The sequence below is a fragment of the Bradyrhizobium sp. Ken64 genome (genome assembly GCF_055807555.1).
Genome location: NZ_JBVVPA010000004.1, coordinates 124,215 through 144,752, shown reverse-complemented (window position 1 = coordinate 144,752; position 20,538 = coordinate 124,215). Strand labels below are relative to the sequence as shown.

At 65.3% G+C, this 20,538-nt stretch carries 17 protein-coding genes; 9 read left to right on the top strand and 8 right to left on the bottom strand.

Annotated features, from left to right (window positions below):
- Positions 1-160: 160 nt before the first annotated feature.
- The 4 genes from AC0L2F_RS08875 (at position 161) to AC0L2F_RS08860 (ending at position 3,646) form a co-directional block, all read left to right on the top strand.
- Complete coding sequence (locus AC0L2F_RS08875; protein ID WP_063994564.1) at positions 161-706, top strand: invasion associated locus B family protein; 546 nt, start codon at positions 161-163, stop codon at positions 704-706.
- Positions 707-824: 118 nt separating this feature from the next.
- Positions 825-2,252: a metalloprotease TldD gene (gene tldD, locus AC0L2F_RS08870; protein WP_063996780.1), complete on the top strand. Its 1,428-nt coding sequence runs from the start codon at positions 825-827 to the stop codon at positions 2,250-2,252.
- The gene (gene lepB / locus AC0L2F_RS08865; protein ID WP_473248147.1) at positions 2,249-3,025 is read left to right on the top strand and encodes a signal peptidase I; all 777 of its coding nucleotides are present in this window, start codon (positions 2,249-2,251) and stop codon (positions 3,023-3,025) included. The genes tldD and lepB overlap by 4 nt, the downstream gene beginning before the upstream one ends.
- 54 nt (positions 3,026-3,079) lie before the next feature.
- Positions 3,080-3,646, top strand: a complete 567-nt coding sequence (locus AC0L2F_RS08860) for a nucleotidyltransferase family protein (RefSeq protein ID WP_473248146.1) — start codon at positions 3,080-3,082, stop codon at positions 3,644-3,646.
- A gap of 133 nt (positions 3,647-3,779) precedes the next feature.
- Here the strand turns inward: AC0L2F_RS08860 and AC0L2F_RS08855 are convergent, their stop codons facing one another.
- The 3 genes from AC0L2F_RS08855 to AC0L2F_RS08845 form a co-directional block, all read right to left on the bottom strand.
- Entirely contained in the window at positions 3,780-4,352 is a 573-nt protein-coding gene (locus AC0L2F_RS08855; protein ID WP_473248145.1) for a PAN domain-containing protein, read from the bottom strand.
- A 112-nt stretch (positions 4,353-4,464) separates the two neighbouring features.
- Complete coding sequence (locus AC0L2F_RS08850; protein WP_007605054.1) at positions 4,465-5,835, bottom strand: glutamate--cysteine ligase; 1,371 nt, start codon at positions 5,833-5,835, stop codon at positions 4,465-4,467.
- A gap of 99 nt (positions 5,836-5,934) precedes the next feature.
- Positions 5,935-6,429 carry a MarR family winged helix-turn-helix transcriptional regulator gene (locus tag AC0L2F_RS08845; protein ID WP_007599417.1) on the bottom strand — a complete coding sequence of 165 codons (495 nt, stop codon included), beginning with the start codon at positions 6,427-6,429 and terminating at the stop codon, positions 5,935-5,937.
- 126 nt (positions 6,430-6,555) lie between these two features.
- Here AC0L2F_RS08845 and gstA point away from each other — a divergent pair, with 126 nt between their 5' ends.
- The gene (gene gstA / locus AC0L2F_RS08840; RefSeq protein WP_007605052.1) at positions 6,556-7,170 is read left to right on the top strand and encodes a glutathione transferase GstA; all 615 of its coding nucleotides are present in this window, start codon (positions 6,556-6,558) and stop codon (positions 7,168-7,170) included.
- 73 nt (positions 7,171-7,243) lie between these two features.
- Here the strand turns inward: gstA and AC0L2F_RS08835 are convergent, their stop codons facing one another.
- The 4 genes from AC0L2F_RS08835 to AC0L2F_RS08820 all read right to left on the bottom strand — a co-directional run bounded on the left by AC0L2F_RS08835 (position 7,244) and on the right by AC0L2F_RS08820 (position 12,968).
- Positions 7,244-9,457 carry an FAD-dependent oxidoreductase gene (locus tag AC0L2F_RS08835; protein WP_473248144.1) on the bottom strand — a complete coding sequence of 738 codons (2,214 nt, stop codon included), beginning with the start codon at positions 9,455-9,457 and terminating at the stop codon, positions 7,244-7,246.
- 19 nt (positions 9,458-9,476) lie between these two features.
- Positions 9,477-10,685, bottom strand: coding sequence for an acetyl-CoA C-acetyltransferase (locus AC0L2F_RS08830; protein ID WP_007605048.1), 1,209 nt, complete (start codon positions 10,683-10,685; stop codon positions 9,477-9,479).
- 67 nt (positions 10,686-10,752) lie between these two features.
- Positions 10,753-12,543, bottom strand: coding sequence for an acyl-CoA dehydrogenase C-terminal domain-containing protein (locus tag AC0L2F_RS08825; RefSeq protein ID WP_473248143.1), 1,791 nt, complete (start codon positions 12,541-12,543; stop codon positions 10,753-10,755).
- Positions 12,544-12,581: 38 nt separating this feature from the next.
- Entirely contained in the window at positions 12,582-12,968 is a 387-nt protein-coding gene (locus AC0L2F_RS08820; RefSeq protein ID WP_473248142.1) for a nuclear transport factor 2-like protein, read from the bottom strand.
- 200 nt (positions 12,969-13,168) lie between these two features.
- On the opposite strand from AC0L2F_RS08820, the gene AC0L2F_RS08815 reads away from it, so the two are divergent.
- The 4 genes from AC0L2F_RS08815 to AC0L2F_RS08800 all read left to right on the top strand — a co-directional run bounded on the left by AC0L2F_RS08815 (position 13,169) and on the right by AC0L2F_RS08800 (position 19,541).
- Positions 13,169-13,759, top strand: a complete 591-nt coding sequence (locus AC0L2F_RS08815; RefSeq protein WP_473248141.1) for a PadR family transcriptional regulator — start codon at positions 13,169-13,171, stop codon at positions 13,757-13,759.
- Between the two features lie 340 nt (positions 13,760-14,099).
- Entirely contained in the window at positions 14,100-17,525 is a 3,426-nt protein-coding gene (locus AC0L2F_RS08810) for a tetratricopeptide repeat protein (RefSeq protein WP_473248140.1), read from the top strand.
- Between the two features lie 331 nt (positions 17,526-17,856).
- The gene (locus AC0L2F_RS08805) at positions 17,857-18,774 is read left to right on the top strand and encodes a sulfite exporter TauE/SafE family protein (RefSeq protein ID WP_473248139.1); all 918 of its coding nucleotides are present in this window, start codon (positions 17,857-17,859) and stop codon (positions 18,772-18,774) included.
- Positions 18,771-19,541 (top strand): TIGR02186 family protein, encoded by a 771-nt coding sequence (locus tag AC0L2F_RS08800; RefSeq protein ID WP_063994556.1) that lies wholly within the window; start codon positions 18,771-18,773, stop codon positions 19,539-19,541. The genes AC0L2F_RS08805 and AC0L2F_RS08800 overlap by 4 nt, the downstream gene beginning before the upstream one ends.
- Positions 19,542-19,754: 213 nt before the next feature.
- Here the strand turns inward: AC0L2F_RS08800 and AC0L2F_RS08795 are convergent, their stop codons facing one another.
- Entirely contained in the window at positions 19,755-20,528 is a 774-nt protein-coding gene (locus AC0L2F_RS08795) for an MBL fold metallo-hydrolase (RefSeq protein ID WP_473248138.1), read from the bottom strand.
- Between the last annotated feature and the right edge of the window lie 10 nt (positions 20,529-20,538).

The window sequence follows — 20,538 nt, the reverse complement described above, 5'->3', positions numbered from 1 at the left end:
GCGGTAGGCACTGGCAGACAGCCGCACCGGAACCTGATTCGTGCGGGCAACGGCGGCCGTGGCGGCGTGGAATTTGCTTGCGAATCGCCTTCAAGACGCCGTCATTCCCGTATCAGTCCGCCGGGTGCGAGCGACCCAGGCGAGCAGAGGGACCGACCCGATGGGGTTTTCGAGATCCATGGCAAGGCGGGCGACGAGGCGGGCTGGCGGCCTGACGATGCGGGCTGCCCTGCTGGCGGCGGTCGTCGTCATGGCACTTCCGGGGCTCGCCCATGCGCAGGGCGCGGTGCGCTCCGTCCATGGCGACTGGCAGATCCGCTGCGACACCCCGCCGGGCGCCCAGTCCGAGCAATGCGCCCTGATCCAGAGCGTGGTGGCCGAAGACCGCTCCAACGCCGGCCTGACCGTGATCGTCCTCAAGACCGCCGACCAGAAGAGCCGCCTGATGCGGGTCGTCGCCCCCCTCGGCGTTCTCCTGCCCTCCGGCCTCGGCCTCAAGCTCGACAACCAGGATGTCGGCCGCGCCGGCTTTGTCCGCTGCCTGCCCAATGGCTGCGTCGCCGAGGTCGTCATGGACGACAAGCTGCTCGGTCAGCTCCGCACCGCCAAGACCGCGACCTTCATCATCTTCGAGACCCCGGAAGAAGGCATCGGCTTCCCGCTCAGCCTGAACGGGCTCGGCGAGGGATATGACAAGCTGCCGTAGGGTGAAGGGCGGTTAGCCCCGCGATTCCTATTGTTTCCGTAATGTGAGACTTGGCGCCCTCGCGGAACTGCCGGGAAACCATTATCTTGCCTCACATCCCCCGATAATGGACGGACGCATGACCAACCCTGCCACAACCTCTCTGCTCGACCGCGCCAATCTCGACCGCGATCAGGTTCGCAACGAGCTCGCGCGCGGGCTTGCCGGTGCCGACGATGGCGAATTGTTCCTGGAATACAGCCAGACCGAAGCGCTGATGTTCGACAATGGACGGCTGAAGCAGGCGACCTACGACACCTCGCAGGGTTTTGGCCTGCGCGCCGTCAAGGACGACGCCGTCGGCTACGCGCATTCCTCCGACGTGTCGCTGCCGGCGCTGATTCGCGCCGCGGACGCGGTCGCGGCCGTGCGCGGTGGTTATTCCGGCAGCTTCGCCGCGCCTCCGCCGCATACCAACGTGCGGCTTTATAGTGACGACAATCCGCTCGATGCCCCCGGCTTCGAGACCAAGGTCAAGCTGCTCGCCGAGATCGACGCCTATCTGCGCGACAAGGATCCGCGGGTGCGGCAGGTCAGCGTCAGCCTGGGCGCGACCTGGCAGGTGGTCGAGATCCTGCGGCCCGACGGCGAGAGCTATCGCGACATCCGCCCGCTCGTGCGCGTCAACGTCTCCGTCGTCGCCGGGCAGGGCGACCGCCAGGAGAGCGGCAGCAAGGGCTATGGCGGCCGCGCCGGCTACGCCGAATTCATCGAAGCCAAATCCTGGCGCGACGCCGCCGACGGCGCGCTGCGCGAGGCCCTGGTCAATCTGGAATCGATTCCCGCCCCCGCCGGCGAAATGGACGTCGTGCTCGGGGCCGGCTGGCCTGGCGTAATGCTGCATGAAGCGGTCGGCCATGGCCTCGAAGGTGACTTCAACCGCAAGAAGACGTCGGCGTTTGCCGGCCTGATGGGCCAGCAGGTCGCGGCCAAGGGCGTCACCGTGGTCGATGACGGCACCATTGCCTCGCGCCGCGGCTCGCTGTCGATCGACGACGAGGGCACGCCGACCAACCGCACCGTGCTGATCGAGGACGGCGTCCTGGTCGGCTACATGCAGGACCGTCAGAACGCGCGCCTGATGAACATGAAGCCGACCGGCAACGGCCGCCGCCAGGGCTATGCCCATGTGCCGATGCCGCGCATGACCAACACCTACATGCTCGCGGGCGACCGCGATCCGGCCGAGATCCTGGCGTCGGTGAAGAATGGCGTCTTCGCCGCGAATTTCGGCGGTGGCCAGGTCGACATCACCTCGGGCAAATACGTGTTTCAGTGCACCGAGGCCTACAAGATCGAGAACGGCAAGATCGGTGCGCCCCTGAAGGGCGCCATGCTGATCGGCAACGGGCCGACCGACCTGCATCGCATCCGCATGATCGGCAACGATCTCGCGCTCGATACCGGCATCGGCACCTGCGGCAAGAACGGTCAGGGCGTGCCGGTCGGCGTCGGCCAGCCGTCGCTGTTGATGGAACGCATTACGGTGGGTGGAACAGGCGGATGAGCGTCGAGAAGATAACTGCCGCCACCAAGCGGAAGAGCAGCGGCTGGGCAGGCCAGCTCGTGCAGCTCGCCGGCATCGTCGCCGCGGTGTTCATCGCCAAGGGCGCGCTAGCCGAGCCGTTCTATGTGCCGTCGGGCTCGATGGAGCCGACGCTGTTGATCGGCGACGCCTTGATCGCCTCGAAATTCCCCTACGGCTACGGCACCTCGTCGCTGCCGATCCAGATCAACCTGCCCGAGAGCGGCCGCGTGTTCGCGGAGACGCCGAAGCAGGGCGACGTCGTGGTCTTCCGCTGGCCCGGCGACCGCTCGCAGGCCTGGGTCAAGCGCGTCGTGGGCCTCCCCGGCGACCGCATCCAGCTGCGCCAAGGCCAGCTCTTCGTCAACGACCGCCCCGCCGAGCTGAAGCCTGACGGCGTTGGCGCCGCCGAGGACGACAATGGCGGCAGCGAACCCGCCTATCGCTATGTCGAGACGCTGCCGAACGGCGTCTCGCATCTGATCTTCAAGATGCGCGACAACGGTCCGCTCGACAATACGCAGGAAGTGACGGTGCCGTCAGGCCATCTCTTCGTGCTCGGCGACAACCGCGACAACTCCGCCGACAGCCGCGTGCCCTTGCGCTCCGGCGGCGTCGGCATGCTGCCGATCGACAATCTGGTCGGCCGCGCGGATGCCGTGCTCGGATCCTGGGATCTCGGCATCCGGGGCCAGCCGGTGTGGACCTGGCTGTCCGGATTTCGCATGGCGCGGTTTTTCACCGCCGTGCATTGAAGGCCGGAACGTCCTCACCTCTCTCCCGCACGCGGGAGAGGGAGCGCAATAGTGATGGCCCGCGACGAATTTCTGGCTCTCGCCCTGCGAAATCCGTTCAACGCAGCGATCCTCGATGAAATCCATCGCCTCGCGCTGCCGGATGCGTGGCTCGTCGCGGGCTGCCTGGTGCAGACGGTGTGGAACGTGCTCACGGGCCGCCCAATCGATCACGGCATCGCCGATTACGACGTGTTCTATTTCGATTCCGACACCTCATGGGAGGCGGAAGACGCGGTGATCCGCAAGCTGCACGCGCAGCTCGCGCATCTCGGCCCCAAGGTCGAAATCCGCAACCAGGCGCGCGTGCACCTTTGGTATCCCGGCAAGCACGGTCTGCCCTATCCGCCCTTGATGCGCGCGACCGACGGTATCGACCGCTTCCTCACTGAGAATACGCAGGTGGGCATCCGCCCCGCCGGTGGGGATTTCGACGTCTACGCGCCGCACGGGTTCGACGACGTCGCGAAGCTGATCGTGCGACCCAATCGGGCGCCGAATTTTTCAGCCGCCAGTTACGCGGCGAAGGCGGCACGCTGGAAGACGCTGTGGCCCGAGATCACGGTGATCGCGGCAGAGTGAGATGTCCGCTTTACCCTCCTCGTCATTGCGAGGAGCGAAGCGACGCAGCAATCCAGACTGCCGCCGCTGCCGCCGCGGAAGCAATTCTGGATTGCTTCGCTACGCTCGCAATGACGGTGGTGAGAGCTGCATGCTACCGCACCACGCCCGACGTGAATCCTGCCTTCCGCCGCGGCGGCTTGATTTCCTTTTTCAGGAAGCAGCGCGCTTCGCGTCCGGTGTAGCCCGGGCGGGCATAGGTGAAAGCGCGGCATTTGTTGTCGGCGGTGCAGGCGGCCTTGCAGCCTTCTTCGCCTTCGCCGTCCTTCATCTCGAAATTGCGCAAATCGCCGCCGGGGCGGTCGATCGAGGTCTCCACGCCTTCGACACGCGGCTCGATCACGCCGGCGCCGCGCACACCGGAGATGCAGCAGCTTCCCGGCACCCGCGCAGGCACCGTGTTCTTCAGCCAGCACACGGCCGAGCCGCCTTCAACGTCAGGATAGCTGAAGCTCCACGAGCGGCAACGGCGGTCGCGCTCGCACAGCAGTGCGCAATCCTCGGGATCGCCCGACGTGACGGGGGTGCTGAAATAGTCTCCGCCTGGCCGATCGAACGCCGTCTGGGCGCGCGCAGGCCAGCTCGCAAACGCGAGCGAAAGCAGCGTGGCGCAGGCCACGACGCTTGCCAGGACGCTTGCCATGACGGCCAGGCGGCCCTTCCCCATCGGAACAGCTTTCGAGTTATTGACGACGCTCGGGTTTTTCAGCCGGCCATTTGATCGCCGCAAACCTGTACGGGCGATGAACGGCTCGTGCTCCCGATCGCTGGCCTTGTGTCTAGAAAGCGTATTCCGCGTAGGCTGGTTCCACCGAGCCGTTCCAGGGACCCTTGAACTTATCGAGCATCTCCTCAGCCGGCGTGCGGCCGGAATCGATGATGCGATCGAGTGGCTCCAGATGCCTGGTCTCGTCGCGGCCGAGCTGGTCGATCCGGCCGCGCCGGCGCAAGCCGGCATGTGCCAGAACGAGGCACTCCTTGGCGATCTCGAACAGATAGCGGTCCTTGATCCGCGACTTGAAGCCGAAGCGCGGCACGTCGTCGCGCAGGGCCTGACGCTCATGCGCGCTCCAGTGCTTCACAAGGTCCCAGGCGGCATCGAGCGACACATCGTCGTAGAGCAGCCCGGCCCAGAACGCCGATAGCGCCGGCAGTCGGCCCCACGGGCCACCATCGGAGCCGCGCATCTCGAGATAGCGCTTGAGCCGCACCTCCGGGAAAATCGTCGAAAGATGGTTGGCCCAATCCGACAGCGTCGGACGTTCCCCGGGCAAATTGTTGTTGCGGCCATCGAAGAAGGCGCGGAACGAAGAGCCCGAGACGTCGATGTAGTCCTCGTCGCGCTTGACGAAATACATGGGCACGTCGAGCGCGTAGTCGACATAGCGCTCGAAGCCCATACCGTCCTCGAATGCCCACGGCATCATGCCGGCACGCGCGTTGTCGGTGTCGCGCCAGATCTCGGACCGGAAGGAGAGGAAGCCGTTCGGCTTGCCCTCGGTAAACGGCGAATTGGCGAACAAGGCGGTTGCGACCGGCTGGAGCGCGAGCGAAACACGCAGCTTCTTGACCATGTCGGCTTCGGAGGAGAAGTCGAGATTGGTCTGTACCGTGCAGGTCCGGTACATCATGTCGAGGCCATACTGGCCGACCTTCGGCATGTAATTGGTCATGATCTTGTAGCGGCCCTTGGGCATCACGGGGATGTCGGCGCGCGACCAGGACGGCGTCATGCCGAGCCCGAGGAAGCCGATGCCGAGCGGCGTTGCGATCTCGCGCACCTGCGCCAGATGCGCCATCAGCTCGCTCTGGGTCTGGTGCACGTTCTCGACGGGGGCGCCCGAAAGCTCGAACTGCCCGCCGGGCTCCAGCGAGATCGCGCCGCCGCCCGTGACGTCGTAGAGGCCGATGATGTTGCCCTTCTCCATGATCGGCTCCCAGCCGAGCAGGAGCTTCATGCCTTCGAGCAGCGCGCCGATACCGCGCGGGCCTTCGTAGGGCACCGGACGGTGGCCTTCGAGCGTAAACGGCGTCTTCTCATGCTCGGTGCCCATGCGGAACTCGGACGGGTCCTTGCAGCCTTCCTCGAACCACTTGACGAGCTCGTCGCGCGATTGCAGGGGCGTCATATCGATCTGGTCTCGCGCCATATCAGACTCTAATCAAAAGCGCTTCGATCGAACGCGCGTGGGTGACAGGGATGGTCCGCGCAGCCACCGGCTGCACGGACGAACTGGTGTGCCGCGCGATCATCGCAACGGTGTGGTTTCGTTGACGTGGGCAGGCGGCAGTTTCATCTCGCCGCACGAGCAGCCCAGACGGTCGAGCAGACCGCTGAGCTTGACGGCATCCGCATCGGACAGTTTCGAACCGACATATTTCTCGATCGCGGCCGAATAGGCGCCCCACATCCGCTTCTGCAATTCGCGGCCGGCTTCCGTGATCTCCACGAACTGGCCGCGCTTGTCGATCTTGCATTCGCGCCGCGAGGCGAGACCTTCGTCGACCAGGCGGTCGATCAGCCGCGATGTCGAATATTGCGGGATCAGCATCTGCCGTTCGAGTTCGACCGGCCGGAGCTCGCCCGAGGGCGCCCGTGACAGTTCGAGCAGCGCGTCATACCATGCCAGCGGTGGGAAGCCGGCCTTCTTCAGGTCCTGCTCGACGCAATTGAGCACACGGCTCTGCACCCGCATCAAGCGGATCCAGGCGGAAGTCGCCTCGGTCGATGGTTTGCGTTTCATGGTCCCGCTCAAGCTCGTCGCCCGTCTCTTACCCTATTCGATGCACCTGCATCAATCTTGACTATTTCAAGCAGATGCATGTAGTCGTTCTTTCGCCTGAACCAAGCAACAAGAGGAGGAAATTCCATGAAATTGTACTATTCGCCCGGTGCCTGCTCGCTATCCCCCCATATCGCGCTCCTGGAAGCCGGCCTGCCCTATGAACTGGTCAAGGTCGATATCCGGGCCAAGAAGCTCGAAAACGGTGAGGATTATCTGAAGCTGAACCCCAAGGGCCAGGTCCCTGCGCTGGGCCTCGATAGCGGAGAGATCGTGACCGAAGGCCCGGTGATTGTCCAGATGATCGCCGATCAGGCCTCGGCCAAGGCGCTGGCGCCGGCCCACGGCAGCGCCGAGCGCTACAAGCTGCTCGAATGGCTGAACTTCCTCACCTCCGAGGTGCACAAGAGCTTCGGCCCGATGTTCGCGCCGGCGCTGAACGACGAGGCCAAGGCCTTCTTCAAAGACCGCGTCATGGGCAAGCTGAAATACATCGACAGCCAGCTCGCCGGCCGCGACTACCTCATGGGCAAGCAGTTCACGGTGGCCGACGGTTATCTCTTCACGATGCTGACCTGGGGCGACCGGATGAAGTTCGACCTCTCGGCGATGCCGAACCTTGCCGCGTACAAGACCCGCGTCGCGGCGCGGCCGCAGGTGCAGGAAGCGATGAAGAAGGAAGGACTGATTCAGGCTGCCTGAGGCGCACATGCGAAAGGCCGGATCGGAGAATCCGGCCTTTCGTATTTTTCATCCCGGCTAGGGGTTCAGAGAATCACGCCGCCGCCTTGTTCGGAGCGAAGCGGCCGTAGAAAGTTTCTCCCTTCGCGGCCATCTCCTCGAGGAGTTTCGGCGGGGTGAAGCGCGAGCCGTATTTCGCCTCCAGCTTGTGGCAAAGTTCGACGAACTTCTTGGGACCCATGAAGTCGATGTAGGACAGCGTGCCACCGGTGAACGGCGCGAAGCCGAAGCCGAGGATCGAGCCGACATCCGCCTCGCGCGGATCGGTGATGACGTGGTCCTCCACCGTGCGCGCGGCTTCCACCGCCTGCACCACCAGGAAGCGCTGCTTCAACTCCTCGACGTCGAGGGTGTCGGGGTCGAGCTGCTTGGGCTGCAGCGCGGACAAGCCCGGCCACAGGCTCTTCTGACCCTTGCCCTTCTCGGGGTAATCGTAAAACCCCTTGCTGTTCTTGCGGCCCAGACGGCCCTGCTTCTCGACCATTTCCACCATCAGCTTCTTCTGATCGGGATTGATGGCGTTGGGGCCGAGATCGGCTTCCGTCGCCTTCATGATCTTGAGCCCGAGGTCGAGCGCGACCTCGTCCGACAGCGAGAGCGGGCCGACCGGCATGCCGGCCATCTTCGCGCAATTCTCGATCATCGCGGGCGGCACGCCTTCGAGGAACATCTCGTTGCCTTCGGCGACGTAGCGGCCGACGCAGCGATTGGCGAAGAAGCCGCGGCTGTCGTTGACGACGATCGGCGTCTTGCCGATCCGCCGGACGTAATCGAGTGCGGTCGCGATCGCGAGATCGCCGGTGTTCTTGCCCTGGATGATCTCGACCAGCATCATCTTCTCGACCGGCGAGAAGAAATGGATGCCGACGAACCTGCCCTGGTCCTTGAAGGATTCGGCCAGCGAGGTGATCGGAAGCGTCGAGGTGTTGGACGCGAAGATCACGTCCGGCTTCATATGCTCCTGCGCCTTGGCAAAGGTATCAGCCTTGACCTTGCGGTCCTCGAACACGGCCTCGATGACGAGATCGACATCCTTCAGCGCGGAATAGTCCGCGGTCGGCGTGATGCGCGCGAGCAGGGCTTCTGCGTCACCGGGCTTGGCGCGGCCCTTCTTGATCTGCTCCTCGATCACCTTTTGCGCATGCGCCTTGCCCTTGTCGGCGCTTTCCTGGTCGCGATCGATCAGGACGACGTCGAGGCCGGCACGGGCCGAGACATAGCCGACGCTCGCACCCATGAACCCGGCGCCGATCACGGCGATCTTCTTCACCTTGGTCGGCGGCACATCTTTCGGACGGCGCGCGCCCTTGTTCAATTCCTGCATTGACAGGAACAGGCTGCGGATCATCGCGGCCGCTTCCTTCGAGCGCAGCACCGAGGTGAAGTAGCGCGATTCCACGCGTAGCGCGGCGTCGATCGGCAACTGCAGGCCCTCGTAGACGCAGCTCATGATCGCGCGCGCGGCCGGATAATTGTCGTAGGTCTCGCGGCGATAGATCGCGTTGCCGGCCGGAAACATCATCATGCCGGCCTTGGAGAACACCGGACCGCCCGGCAGTTTGAAGCCTTTCTCGTCCCAGGGCGCGACAGCCTTGCCGCCGCCCTTGATCCAGTCCTTGGCCGCCTTGATAAGATCGGCGGCGGGAACGATGGCGTGGATCAGATTCAGTGCCTTGGCTTTCTCGATCGTGACCGGATCGCCCTTGAGCAGGATCGTCATCGCGTCCTGCGGCGGCACCAGGCGCGGCACGCGCTGCGTGCCGCCGGCGCCCGGAAACAGGCCGACCTTGACCTCGGGCAGGCCGAGGCGGGTCTTGGGATTTTCCGCCGCCACGCGATAATGGCAGCACAGCGTGATCTCGAAACCGCCGCCGAGCGCGAGACCGTTGATCGCGGCCGCCCACGGCTTGCCGGAGGTCTCGATCGAGCGCAGCACCTGCGAGAAGCGCCGGCTCTGCTCGAACAGCATCTGGTTTGCCGCCGTCTCGCCCTGCTCCCCAAACACTTTTGCGTAGGCCTGGTTCATGCCTTCGAGCATGGACAGATCGGCACCCGCGCAGAACGCTTCCTTGGCGGAGGTGATGACGACGCCCTTCACCGCAGCATCCGCCGTGGTCGCCTTGACGATCGCGTCGAGCTCGCTGGTCGAGGTCTCGTCGAGCACGTTCATCGAACGGCCCGGGATGTCCCAGGTGACAAGCGCGATGCCGTCGGAATCGGTCTCAACCTTGAAGTTCTTGTAAGCCATGCTGGTTGCTCCCCTACCCTTAGACGCGTTCGATGATGGTCGCGGTGCCCATGCCGCCGCCGATGCACAGCGTCACCAGTGCGGTCGCCTTGTTGGTGCGCTCGAGCTCGTCGAGCACGGTCCCGAGGATCATGGCACCGGTCGCGCCCAGCGGATGGCCGAGCGCGATGGCACCGCCATTGACGTTGATCTTGGCGTTGTCGATGTCGAAGGCCTGGATGTAGCGCAGCACGACGGAGGCGAAGGCCTCGTTGAGCTCGAACAGGTCGATGTCCGACTTCTTCATGCCGGAGCGCGCAAACAGCTTTTCGGTGACGTCGACCGGGCCGGTCAGCATCATCGCGGGCTCAGAGCCGATATTGGCGAAGGCGCGGATCTTTGCGCGCGGCTTCAGGCCGTACTTGCCGCCGGCTTCCTTGCTGCCGAGCAGAACCGCGCCGGCACCATCGACGATGCCCGACGAATTGCCGGCGTGGTGCACGTAATTGACGCGTTCGATTTCCGGATGCGACTGCACCGCGACGCCATCGAAGCCGCCCATCTGCGCCATCATCGTGAACGCCGGCTGCAACTGCGCCAGCGACTGCATCGTCGTCGAGGGACGCATATGCTCGTCCTTGGCGAGGATGGTGAGGCCGTTGATGTCCTTCACCGGGACGACCGACTTGTCGAAGCGGCCTTCATCCCAGGACTTCGCCGCACGCTGCTGGCTCTGCACCGCATAGGCGTCGACATCGTCGCGCGAGAAGCCGTATTTGGTCGCGATCAGATCGGCAGAGACCCCTTGCGGCATGAAATATGAGGGCACCGCCATCGACGGGTCCATCGGCCAGGCGCCGCCGGAGGCGCCGATGCCGACGCGGCTCATCGATTCGGCACCGCCGCCGATCACGAGCTCGTGCTGGCCGCTCATCACCTGGGCTGCGGCAAAATTCACGGCATCGAGGCCGGAGGCGCAGAAGCGGCTGATCTGCACGCCCGGCACGGCTTCGCCGAGGCCCGCCTTCAGCGCGGCAAAACGCGCAATGTCGGAGCCGGCTTCGCCGACGGGATCGACCACGCCGAGAATGACGTCATCGACGGAATCTTCCGGCAGGTTGTTGCGGTCCTTGAGCGCCTTGAGCGGCACGGTCGCAAGCGCGAGCGCGGTGACTTCGTGCAGCGCGCCGTCCGCCTTGCCGCGGCCGCGCGGGGTGCGGACGTGGTCGTAAATATAGGCATCTGCCATGGGAGCCTCCTGATTGCAGTTATTGGTCGCGACCGCCGCGCGGTCGCTATCATTCGGGCGGAAATCCTCAGAACGCTTCCGCCGGCAGTTCCATGATGGTGGCGCAGCCGGCCTGGATGCGCGCAAGATTGGCGGCGGTCTCCGGCAGCATCCGCTCCATGAAGAAGCGGCCGGTGACGAGCTTGGTCGAGAGATAGGGAGTCGCCCCGCTCTCGGCAATCTTGGCTTGCGTCACCTTCGCCATCTTCGCCCACATATAGCCGAGGGCGACGAAGCCGAAGAGATTCAGGTAATCGGTCGCGGCAGCGCCGGCATTGTCGGGTTTGGCCATCGCGTTCTGCATCAGCCACGTGGTGGCCTGCTGGAGATGGCCGAACGAAGTCGAGAGCGGAGTGATGAAGGGCTTCATCGCCTCGTCGCCGCCGTTCTCCTTGGCGAAGGCCATGACCTCGCCGAAGAACGCCATGATGGCGCGGCCGCCATCGCGCGGCAGCTTGCGGCCGACGAGGTCGAGCGCCTGGATGCCGTTGGCGCCTTCGTAGATCATGGCGATGCGGGCGTCGCGCACGAACTGCTCCATGCCCTGCTCGGCGATGTAGCCGTGGCCGCCATACATCTGCTGTGCCTGCACCGCATTGGCGAAGCCGTAATCGGTGAGGAAGCCTTTCAGCACCGGCGTCATCAAGCCCATGTGATCGTCGGCGGCCTGGCGATCCCTGGGATCCTCGGAGCGATGGGCGACGTCGCTCTTCAGCGCGGTCCACATCACGAAGGCGCGGGCGGCCTCGTTGAAGGCGCGGATCGACAGCAGCGTGCGGCGCACGTCGGGATGGACGATGATCGGATCGGCCGGCTTGTCCGGCGCCTTGGCACCGGTGAGCGAACGGCCCTGGATGCGATCCCGGGCATAGGCGACCGCGTTCTGATAGGCGACTTCCGACTGCGCGAGACCCTGCACGGCGACGCCGAGGCGGGCCTCGTTCATCATCACGAACATGCCCTGCATGCCCTTGTTCTCTTCGCCGATCAGCCAGCCGACGGCGTTGTCGTAGTTCATCACGCAGGTGGAATTGCCGTGGATGCCCATCTTGTGCTCGATCGAGCCGCACACCACGCCGTTGCGCTGCCCCACCGAACCATCGGCATTGACCATGAATTTCGGCACCACGAACAGCGACACGCCCTTGATGCCGGCGGGCGCGCCCTCGATGCGGGCAAGCACGAGGTGGATGATGTTGGGCGCGAGGTCATGCTCGCCGGCCGAAATGAAGATCTTGGTGCCCGTGATCTTGAAGCTGCCGTCGGGCTGCCGCACCGCCTTGGTGCGGAGCATGCCAAGGTCCGTGCCGCAATGCGGCTCGGTCAGGTTCATGGTGCCGGTCCACTCGCCCGCAACCATCTTTGGCACGTAGGTCTGCTTCTGCTCCTGCGTGCCGTGGACGATCAGCGCCGCGGTCGCGCCCATCGTGAGGCCGCCATACATCGAGAACGCCATATTGGCGGAGATCTGGAATTCGTTGACCGCCTGCGAGAGCGTCACCGGCAGGCCCTGGCCGCCGTACTCGGTCGGTGCCGACAGGCCGAGCCAGCCGCCCTCGGCGACCTGCTTGAACGCCTCCTTGAATCCCTTGGGCGTGGTGACGCTGCCGTCATCGGCGCGCTTGCAGCCCTCGAGATCGCCCACGCGATTGAGCGGCTGCAGCACCTCTTCGGCAAGCTTGGCGGCTTCGCCGAGAATGGCTTCGCGCACGTCGCTCGACGCATCGGAGAAACCGGCGAGATTGTCGTAGCGATCGATCTGGAAGACGTCGTTGAGCAGGAAGTTCACGTCTTCGACGGGGGCTTTGTAGATCGGCATGGTGGTCTCCCGGCAGGCCTTGAAGTGATGATACTGGCTTAGGATTGAGCAGCGGCAAGCTGCTCCGCCATCAGGCGATGCAGCATGTTGATCGCCTTGAGCGGCCGCACCATCACCTTGAAATGCGTGATGCGCCCCTCCGGATCGAAGCTGATAATGTCGACGCCGTTGATCTCGATGCCGTCGATGATGGTCTTGAATTCGAGCACGGCGCCGCTCTCACTCTTCCATTCGCCGACATAAAGGAAGCCGGGACCGCCGAGCACCTTCTCGGCGCTAGCGAGATATTTGAAGGTAATGTCGCGGCCGTGCTGCGGCGCGTGCACGACGGGGCTTTCGAACACGGCGTCGGGATGGAGCAGGTCCCACAGCGCTGCCCGGTCATGCGACTTCATGTAGCCGTACCAGGACTCGAGGCCGGTCATTCAGCTGCCTCCCTAAAGGCTTCGGCAAAAAAACGCGAAAACAACCCCATGCACAGTAGCGCGAAGGTTGATTCCATTGGGGTTTTCGGGGCGGTGTTTGCCCTCGTTCTTGGATCACCTCATATGCACATTGACGCATATGCGCCGATGCGCATAAAGTCAAGCCAATTGGTTAAGGTCGAGAACAGGAGGACCGGGTCATGGCTTTGGGCGACGCAATCCTCGCATGCCTGACGGAACGTCCGATGACGGGCTACGAGCTCGCCAAGACATTCGATTCCTCGATCGGCTTCTTCTGGAAGGCCGACCACCAGCAGATCTACCGCGAGCTCTCAAAGCTGCGCGACCGCGGCTACATCCAGGGCCGCGAGGTCGTGCAGACGGGCAAGCCCAATAAACTGATCTATACGCTGACTCCGGAGGGCCGAACAGCGCTGCGGCACTGGGCTGCGCGGCCAAGCACGCCCCCTTCCATCAAGGACGACCTCCTGGTGCGGCTGCACGCGCTGGACAGCATCGGCCTCGAGCCGATGCGCACCGACCTGATGGCCCGGCTCGAACACCACCGCGATCGCCACGAGAACTACGAGCGCATCCTGAAGAAGCGCTTTCCGGAAGGGGCGGCGTCCGGCGTGCTCGACCTCGGTAACCTGCTGCTGCTTCAGCTCGGCGCCCGGCACGAGCAGATGGTGGCCGATTTCTGCGAAGAGGCGCTCGAGGCCCTGTCGGCGATGAGCGGCACGGGCACGGCCGTGCCGCTGGAGGAAGGCAAGCGCGAGGGCAAGGGCTAGACCGGCTTCGGCGGTGCTCTTCGCCTCTCCCGCTTGCGGGAGAGGTCGCGCCGAAGGCGCGGGTGAGGGCTCTCTCATCTCGGGGGTTCTCGATTGTGGAAACACCCTCTCCCCAACCCTCCCCCGCAAGCGGGGGAGGGAGCGCACCTGCTCTCGTCCTGGAAGGCCGCCCAACTTTAAGACACCGTCAATGGGTTCCTTAACCCGTTATTTACCGTAACAGACAAAAGTCGGTTTTCGAGGCAGACGACCCGCGCCAAATCCGATTGTCTTTCAACCGGCACGCGAGGGGAGACTGGAGGCGCCGGGTGGGGCGCCGGAGTCGGGACCGGACAGAGTCATGAATTCGCGCGTATCGTGGAGTGTTGACGGCATCGATCCCTCCGTCCGGGAGCGGGCCGAAGCTGCTGCGCGTCGCGCCGGCATGTCACTCAACGATTGGCTGAACTCCACGCTCGGCGAGACCGCCCCGCCAAACTTTCGCGGACTTTACGACCAGCGTCCGCAAGCCCAGCACGTCCCGAGCCAGGTACCGACTCAAGGACCGAGCCAGGAAAGCCGCGAAGTCGCAGACATCCACCAGCGGCTCGACGCCATCACCCAGCAGATCGAACGGATTTCAAAGCCCGCGCCGCGGCAGGACACTTCGCGACAAGACGCTTCCCGGCAAGACGTCTCGCGCGAGCAGGGCGTTGCGCGCCAGCTCAACGACGCGATCTCGCGGCTCGATGCTAGGCTGTCGCAGATTTCGAAGCCGCAGCAGGCTCCGGCACCGCGACAGGCCCCCGTTGAAATGCGCCAGCGCCAGGCCGATGCGGTCGAGCGCGCGGCAGCGCAGGTCTATCGCAGCTCACCGCCCCTGAGCCCGGCTTCGTTCGACGTCGCGGTCGCCGAGATCACGGCACGGCAGAGCGAGCTCGACGGCTTTGCGCCCAGGCAGATGCCGCCGCGCGCAGCACCCTCGATCGCGCCTGCGGCAGCTCCTTACGCGGCCCCCGCGCCGCCTGCCTACGCTCCGCCGCCACCGCAGCCGGGTCCGGATTTCTCTGCGCTCGAGCGCCATCTGCTCAAGATCACGAGCCAGATCGAGTCGCTGCAGCGCCCTGACAATACCGAGCAGGCGATCAACAGTTTCCGCAGCGAGCTTGCGGAGATCCGCAACGCCATCACCGAGGCGATGCCGCGCCGCGCGATCGAATCGATCGAGAACGAGATCCGCTCGCTGCATCGGCGCATCGACGAGACCCGCTCCAACGGCACCGACGGCCAGGTCCTGTCCGGGATCGAGCACGCGCTGTCCGAAATCAAGCAGGTGCTCCGCACGCTGACGCCGGCCGAGCAGCTCACCGGCTATGACGAGGCGATCCGCAATCTCGGGGCCAAGCTCGATCTGATCCTGCGCGCCAATGACGATCCCTCGACGGTCCGCCAGCTCGAAGGCGCGATCACGGCGCTGCGCGGCATCGTCTCCAACGTCGCCTCCAACGAAGCGCTGGCACGGCTCTCGGACGACGTGCAGCTGCTGTCGTCCAAGGTCGACCAGGTCACCCGTGCGTCCGGCCAGGGCGACAGTTTTGCGGTGCTGGAGCAGCGCATCGCGGCGCTCACGGCCGCTCTGGAAACGCGCGAGCGCCCTCAGCCATCCGAGAGCAGCGAGCAGCTCGAAAGCGCGATCCGCGCCCTGTCCGACCGTTTCGATCGCATGCAGGTCGGCAACGATTCGGCTTCGACCTTTGCTCATCTTGAACAGCGGGTCTCGTATCTGCTGGAGCGGCTCGAGGCTGCCTCCGATCCGCGCAACGGCAATTTCAGCCGCGTCGAGGACGGGCTGCACGACATCCTGCGCCACCTCGAGCGGCAGCAGGCGACCTATTCCGCGCTGGCCGAGAGCCGCAACTCCGCGCCGCCCGCCGATTCCGGCATGGTCGATCTCGTCAAGCGCGAGCTCTCCGACATCCGCTTCAGCCAGGCCGAGACCAACCGGACCACCCAGGATTCGCTGGAGGCCGTCCACAACGCCCTTAGCCACGTCGTCGATCGTCTCTCGATGATCGAGGGCGATCTGCGCAATGTGCGCACCGCGCCGCCCGCCCCTGCGCCGCAGCCGATGCCGATGGCCGCTCCCATGGAGCCTGCGCCGATGGCGCGCGAGCCGCGTCCGCAGCAACAGCAGCACCCGAAATACGATCCGAAGCCCGAGCTGCCCAATCCGGCCGCCGCGCAGGCGGCGCACGCTGCCTTCGCCGCCGCGCCGCGCGAATTCCACGCCGCCGCGCCGGCAGCGCCGCCGCCGCCGCCGATGCCGATGGCACCGCCGGTTCCGCCACGCGCGATCAGCGAAATCCTGGAGCCGCATACGGCGCCCACGCGCGCCGCGCTTGCGCCCGAACTGCCGCCGGATCATCCGCTCGAGCCGGGCACAAGGCCGGGTGCACGGCTTGCCACGCCGTCGGAGCGCATTGCTGCGTCCGAAAGCGCAATCAGCGACATCCCGGCCGCGCCCAAGGAGCCGGTGTCGTCGTCAAGCTTCATCGCCGCCGCGCGCCGCGCCGCGCAGGCCGCCGCCGCGCAGCCGACCGAGAAACCGGCCCGTGGCGCCAAGGCCGCAATCGCCCGCGCCAAGGACAAGGGCCAGGAAGGTGGCTCGACCATCACCTCGAAGATCCGCTCGCTGCTGGTTGGCGCGAGCGTGGTCGTGATCGTGCTCGGCACCTTCAAGATGGCGATGAACCTGCTCGATGGCAGCCCGTCGCCGACGCCGCAGGCGATGGAGAATTCGTCGCCCGCACCCGCACCGCAGGCCCCGCCGCCGGTCGAGAACAAGCCCACCACGCCCGAGCAGGTCACGCCGTCGATGACCTCGCCGACCCCGATCGGGCGGCAATCCCAGAACAATGCCGCGCCGGCGCCCGCCGCCAGTTCGGGCAACTCAGCCTCGGTCGAAATTCCGCCGCTGCCTGCCGCAGCGCCGCAGCCGGCCTCCAGCGACGTCACCGGCGCGCTGTCGGGCACGAGCCGCACGAAACTCGCGATGATCCAGGTGCCGCCGAGCGAAAAGCTGCCGGACGGCATCGGTGGCCCCGGCTTGCGTACCGCCGCGATGAAGGGCGATGCGACCGCGGCCTACGAGATCGGCGTGCGCTTTGCCGAAGGCAAGGGCGTGGCCGCGAATTACGACGAAGCCGCCAAATGGTACGACCGCGCGGCGCAGGCCGGCGTGGTGCCCGCGACCTTCCGCCTCGGGACACTCTACGAAAAGGGTCTCGGCGTGAAGAAGGACGCCGACATCGCCCGCCGCTACTACACGCAGGCGGCCGAGCGCGGCAACGCCAAGGCGATGCACAATCTCGCGGTGCTCGACGCCGACGGCGGCGGACGCGGCGCCAATTACAAGAGCGCGGCACTGTGGTTCCGGAAGGCCGCCGACCGCGGCGTCGCCGACAGCCAGTTCAACCTCGGCATCCTCTATGCCCGCGGCATCGGCGTGGAGCAGAACCTCGCCGAGTCCTACAAATGGTTCACCCTCGCCGCCGCCCAGGGCGACGCGGACGCAGCAACCAAGCGCGACGACGTCGCCAAGCGGCTCGACCCGCAATCGCTCGCCGCCGCCAAGCTCGCGATCCAGACCTTCAGCGCCGAGCCGCAGCCCGACGACGCCGTCAACGTTGCGGCCCCGAACGGCGGCTGGGACAGCGCCCCGCAGGCCAACGCGAAGCCTGCGCCGAAGCCGGTCGCGAGCAAGAAGTCGGCGTCGGCGGCGCACTGAGAGCGGTCGCTCAATCGTCTCTGAGGAAAAATCCCACCTGGTCGTCCTGGCGAAAGCCAGGACCCATTACCACAAGCAGCCGTTGTTGAAGGACGCTGTGGCCACAGCCTGCCGCGATAGCAACCAGTCGGGATGATGGGTCCTGGCTTTCGCCAGGACGAGATCGGAGGAGCCACGGCGCCTCGATCACCCTCCTCACCCCCATTCACCACGCCCGAAATTCCTGGTCCGCCCGCCGTCGAATTCCGCTATTGAAGGGCGCGGCAATCGTTCTGCCCTCCTGCGAGCATTCCGCGCAACCGATCCGTCTCGTGGGAAGCGTGGTCTCTCGATGCAGCTCTATCTCCCGATCGCCGATCTTCCGGTCAACGTCTTCCTCGTGCTGGCGATGGGCGCGGCGGTCGGCTTCGTCTCCGGCATGTTCGGAATCGGCGGCGGCTTCCTGATGACGCCGCTTTTGATCTTCATCGGCATCACGCCGGCGGTCGCGGTCGCCTCGGTCGCAAGCCACATCGCCGCCTCGTCCTTTTCCGGCGCCCTCGCCTATTGGCGGCGGCGCGCGATCGATCCGGCGCTGGCGAGCGTGTTGTTATGCGGCGGTGTGACCGGGACGGCGCTGGGCGTGTGGACCTTCACGCAGCTGCGCGCGCTCGGCCAGCTCGATCTGATGATCGCACTGTCCTACGTCGTGCTGCTCACCACCGTCGGCAGCCTGATGTTCTCCGAAGGCCTGCGTGCCCTGATGCGGACCCGGCGTGGCGCGGTGCCGCCGCGACGCACGCATAACTGGATCCATGGCCTGCCGCTGAAGATGCGGTTCAAGCGCTCCAAGATCTACCTCTCGGTGATCCCGGTCGTGATCGTCGGCATCGTGATCGGCTTCATCGGCGCCATCATGGGCATCGGCGGCGGCTTCATCCTGGTGCCGACCATGATCTATCTGCTGCGGGTGCCGACCTCGACGGTGATCGGCACCTCGATGGTCCTGACGCTGGTCACGATGCTGTTTGCGACCCTGCTGCACGCGGTGACAAATCATCTGGTCGATGCGGTGCTGGCGCTGATCCTGATGGTCGGCGGCGTCACCGGCGCCCAATTCGGCGCACGCGCCGGCCAGAAGATTCGCGGCGAGCAATTGCGGCTGCTGCTTGGCCTCTTGATCCTCTCGGTCGGTGTTCGTTTCGCGATCGAGCTGGTGATCCGGCCCGAAGACCTCTTCACCATCCGCGAACTGGGGGTGAACGGATGATGCGCGCAGCTCTCGCGGTGCTGCTCGTTCTGCTGCTCGGCTCCGCTGCACGCGCCGAGCGGCTGATCGTGTCGGTCTCCAACCATCGCGTCACGGTGACGCCGAACTATTCCGGCGAGGAGCTGGTGCTGTTCGGCTCAGTCGAGAAGGACGGCTCCACGCCCGTCGACCGCAAGACCTACGATCTCGTCGTCACCGTGATGGGCCCGCGCGCCGACATGGTGACGCGGCGCAAGGAGCGCACGTTCGGGATCTGGATCAACACCGACTACCGCCAATTCCTGGAGGTGCCGAGCTATCTCGCGCTGTTCGCCAACCGCTCCTTCGATGTCATCACCTCGCCCGAGATCGCGCGGCGCCAGCAGATCGGGCTCAACAACGTGCTGTTGACCCAGCGCGTCAGCGGCGACTATGCCGACGTGGTGCCGAACGACGCGTTCCGCTCCGCCTTCATCCGCCTGCGAACCCAGCGCGGTCTCTACCGCGAGGACCCGAGCGCGGTGACGTTCCTGACACCGACCCTGTTCCGCACAGGCATTCCACTGCCGGCGGAAGTGCCGATCGGCACCTATGAGGTGGAGATCAAGCTGTTTGCCGACGGCGCGTTCATCGGCAAGACCGAGACCGCGTTCGAGATCGTCAAGGTCGGCTTCGAGCAGTTCGTCGCCACCACGGCGCGGCAGAACGGGCTGATCTATGGCCTCGTCACCGCGGCGATGGCGCTGATGACGGGCTGGATGGCGTCGATTGTTTTCAGGAAGGATTAGCCGCCGTCATTGCGAAGCGCAGGCGCTCTCTCCGAGTCGTCCTGGCGAAGGCCAGGACCCATAACCACAGACAGTCGTGATTACGGGGATTCGGAGTTACCATTAAGCGTCAAACTGCTCCCTGGGGTAATGGGTCCTGGCTTTCGCCAGCACGACGCTGGAAAACTACGACGCTGGAAAACTGAAACGCTGGGAAATTACGGCGTTGGAAAACTACGGCGCCTGCACCACGGTCGGCACGCCGGGCTCCAGCAATCGCAGCCGCGTCCCGAAGCCGAGCACATCAAACGTCTTGCGCAGATCCTCGCTGTTCTGGCGGAAATGCGCCCAACCCTCGGTATGAACCGGCACGATCATCGCGTCGGGGAAGGCGCGTGCGGTCTCGATGGTGTCGTTGGTGTCCATGGTGAGATGGAACGGCCCGCGCGTTTGCGCGGCGCCGGCGAAAGGCATCACCACGCCGCATTTGAAGCGGCGAGCGACCTCGGCGACGCCGTCGAACCAGGTGGTGTCGCCGCTAATATAGACCGCGGTGGTGTCGGTCCGGCTCGACGACACCACGAAGCCGATGACGTCGCCTGACAGCGGCTCGATGCCGGCCGGACCGTGGCGCGCGGGCGTGGCGGTGATCGTCAGCGAATTGCCGTCACGATCTTTCAGACGCGCCGTGCCCCACGGCGCGAGGCCCTCGACGTGGCCGCCCAGGCGCTTGGCGCCGGCCTCAGTCGTCAGCGCGCGCGGCGCTCTAAGCAGATAGTCGCGACCGGAATTATCGAGATTGTCGGAATGCTGGTCGTGGCTGAGCAGGACCGCGTCGACCGGGCCGATTGCGTCGGCCTTGAGCGCAGGGCCGATCGTCTTCTCCAGCTTGACGTGCGGCAGTTGATAGGCGCCCGGCGCATCGAAGGTCGGGTCAGTGAGCAGGCGAAAGCCATCGATCTCGATCAGCGCAGTGGGACCGCCGATCAGGGTGATGGAAATGGGCATGATGGACTCC

What these genes read in the sequence shown, in the direction of transcription:
- AC0L2F_RS08845 (WP_007599417.1), bottom strand. Translation starts at nt 6,429, where the DNA reads ATGAAACGCAAACCATCGACCGAGGCGACTTCCGCCTGGATCCGCTTG.
- AC0L2F_RS08860 (WP_473248146.1), top strand. Translation starts at nt 3,080, where the DNA reads ATGGCCCGCGACGAATTTCTGGCTCTCGCCCTGCGAAATCCGTTCAAC.
- AC0L2F_RS08795 (WP_473248138.1), bottom strand. Translation starts at nt 20,528, where the DNA reads ATGCCCATTTCCATCACCCTGATCGGCGGTCCCACTGCGCTGATCGAG.
- AC0L2F_RS08815 (WP_473248141.1), top strand. Translation starts at nt 13,169, where the DNA reads ATGGCTTTGGGCGACGCAATCCTCGCATGCCTGACGGAACGTCCGATG.
- AC0L2F_RS08825 (WP_473248143.1), bottom strand. Translation starts at nt 12,543, where the DNA reads ATGCCGATCTACAAAGCCCCCGTCGAAGACGTGAACTTCCTGCTCAAC.
- AC0L2F_RS08830 (WP_007605048.1), bottom strand. Translation starts at nt 10,685, where the DNA reads ATGGCAGATGCCTATATTTACGACCACGTCCGCACCCCGCGCGGCCGC.
- AC0L2F_RS08800 (WP_063994556.1), top strand. Translation starts at nt 18,771, where the DNA reads ATGATGCGCGCAGCTCTCGCGGTGCTGCTCGTTCTGCTGCTCGGCTCC.
- AC0L2F_RS08810 (WP_473248140.1), top strand. Translation starts at nt 14,100, where the DNA reads ATGAATTCGCGCGTATCGTGGAGTGTTGACGGCATCGATCCCTCCGTC.
- AC0L2F_RS08805 (WP_473248139.1), top strand. Translation starts at nt 17,857, where the DNA reads ATGCAGCTCTATCTCCCGATCGCCGATCTTCCGGTCAACGTCTTCCTC.
- AC0L2F_RS08855 (WP_473248145.1), bottom strand. Translation starts at nt 4,352, where the DNA reads ATGGGGAAGGGCCGCCTGGCCGTCATGGCAAGCGTCCTGGCAAGCGTC.
- AC0L2F_RS08835 (WP_473248144.1), bottom strand. Translation starts at nt 9,457, where the DNA reads ATGGCTTACAAGAACTTCAAGGTTGAGACCGATTCCGACGGCATCGCG.
- AC0L2F_RS08820 (WP_473248142.1), bottom strand. Translation starts at nt 12,968, where the DNA reads ATGACCGGCCTCGAGTCCTGGTACGGCTACATGAAGTCGCATGACCGG.
- AC0L2F_RS08875 (WP_063994564.1), top strand. Translation starts at nt 161, where the DNA reads ATGGGGTTTTCGAGATCCATGGCAAGGCGGGCGACGAGGCGGGCTGGC.
- tldD (WP_063996780.1), top strand. Translation starts at nt 825, where the DNA reads ATGACCAACCCTGCCACAACCTCTCTGCTCGACCGCGCCAATCTCGAC.
- gstA (WP_007605052.1), top strand. Translation starts at nt 6,556, where the DNA reads ATGAAATTGTACTATTCGCCCGGTGCCTGCTCGCTATCCCCCCATATC.
- lepB (WP_473248147.1), top strand. Translation starts at nt 2,249, where the DNA reads ATGAGCGTCGAGAAGATAACTGCCGCCACCAAGCGGAAGAGCAGCGGC.
- AC0L2F_RS08850 (WP_007605054.1), bottom strand. Translation starts at nt 5,835, where the DNA reads ATGGCGCGAGACCAGATCGATATGACGCCCCTGCAATCGCGCGACGAG.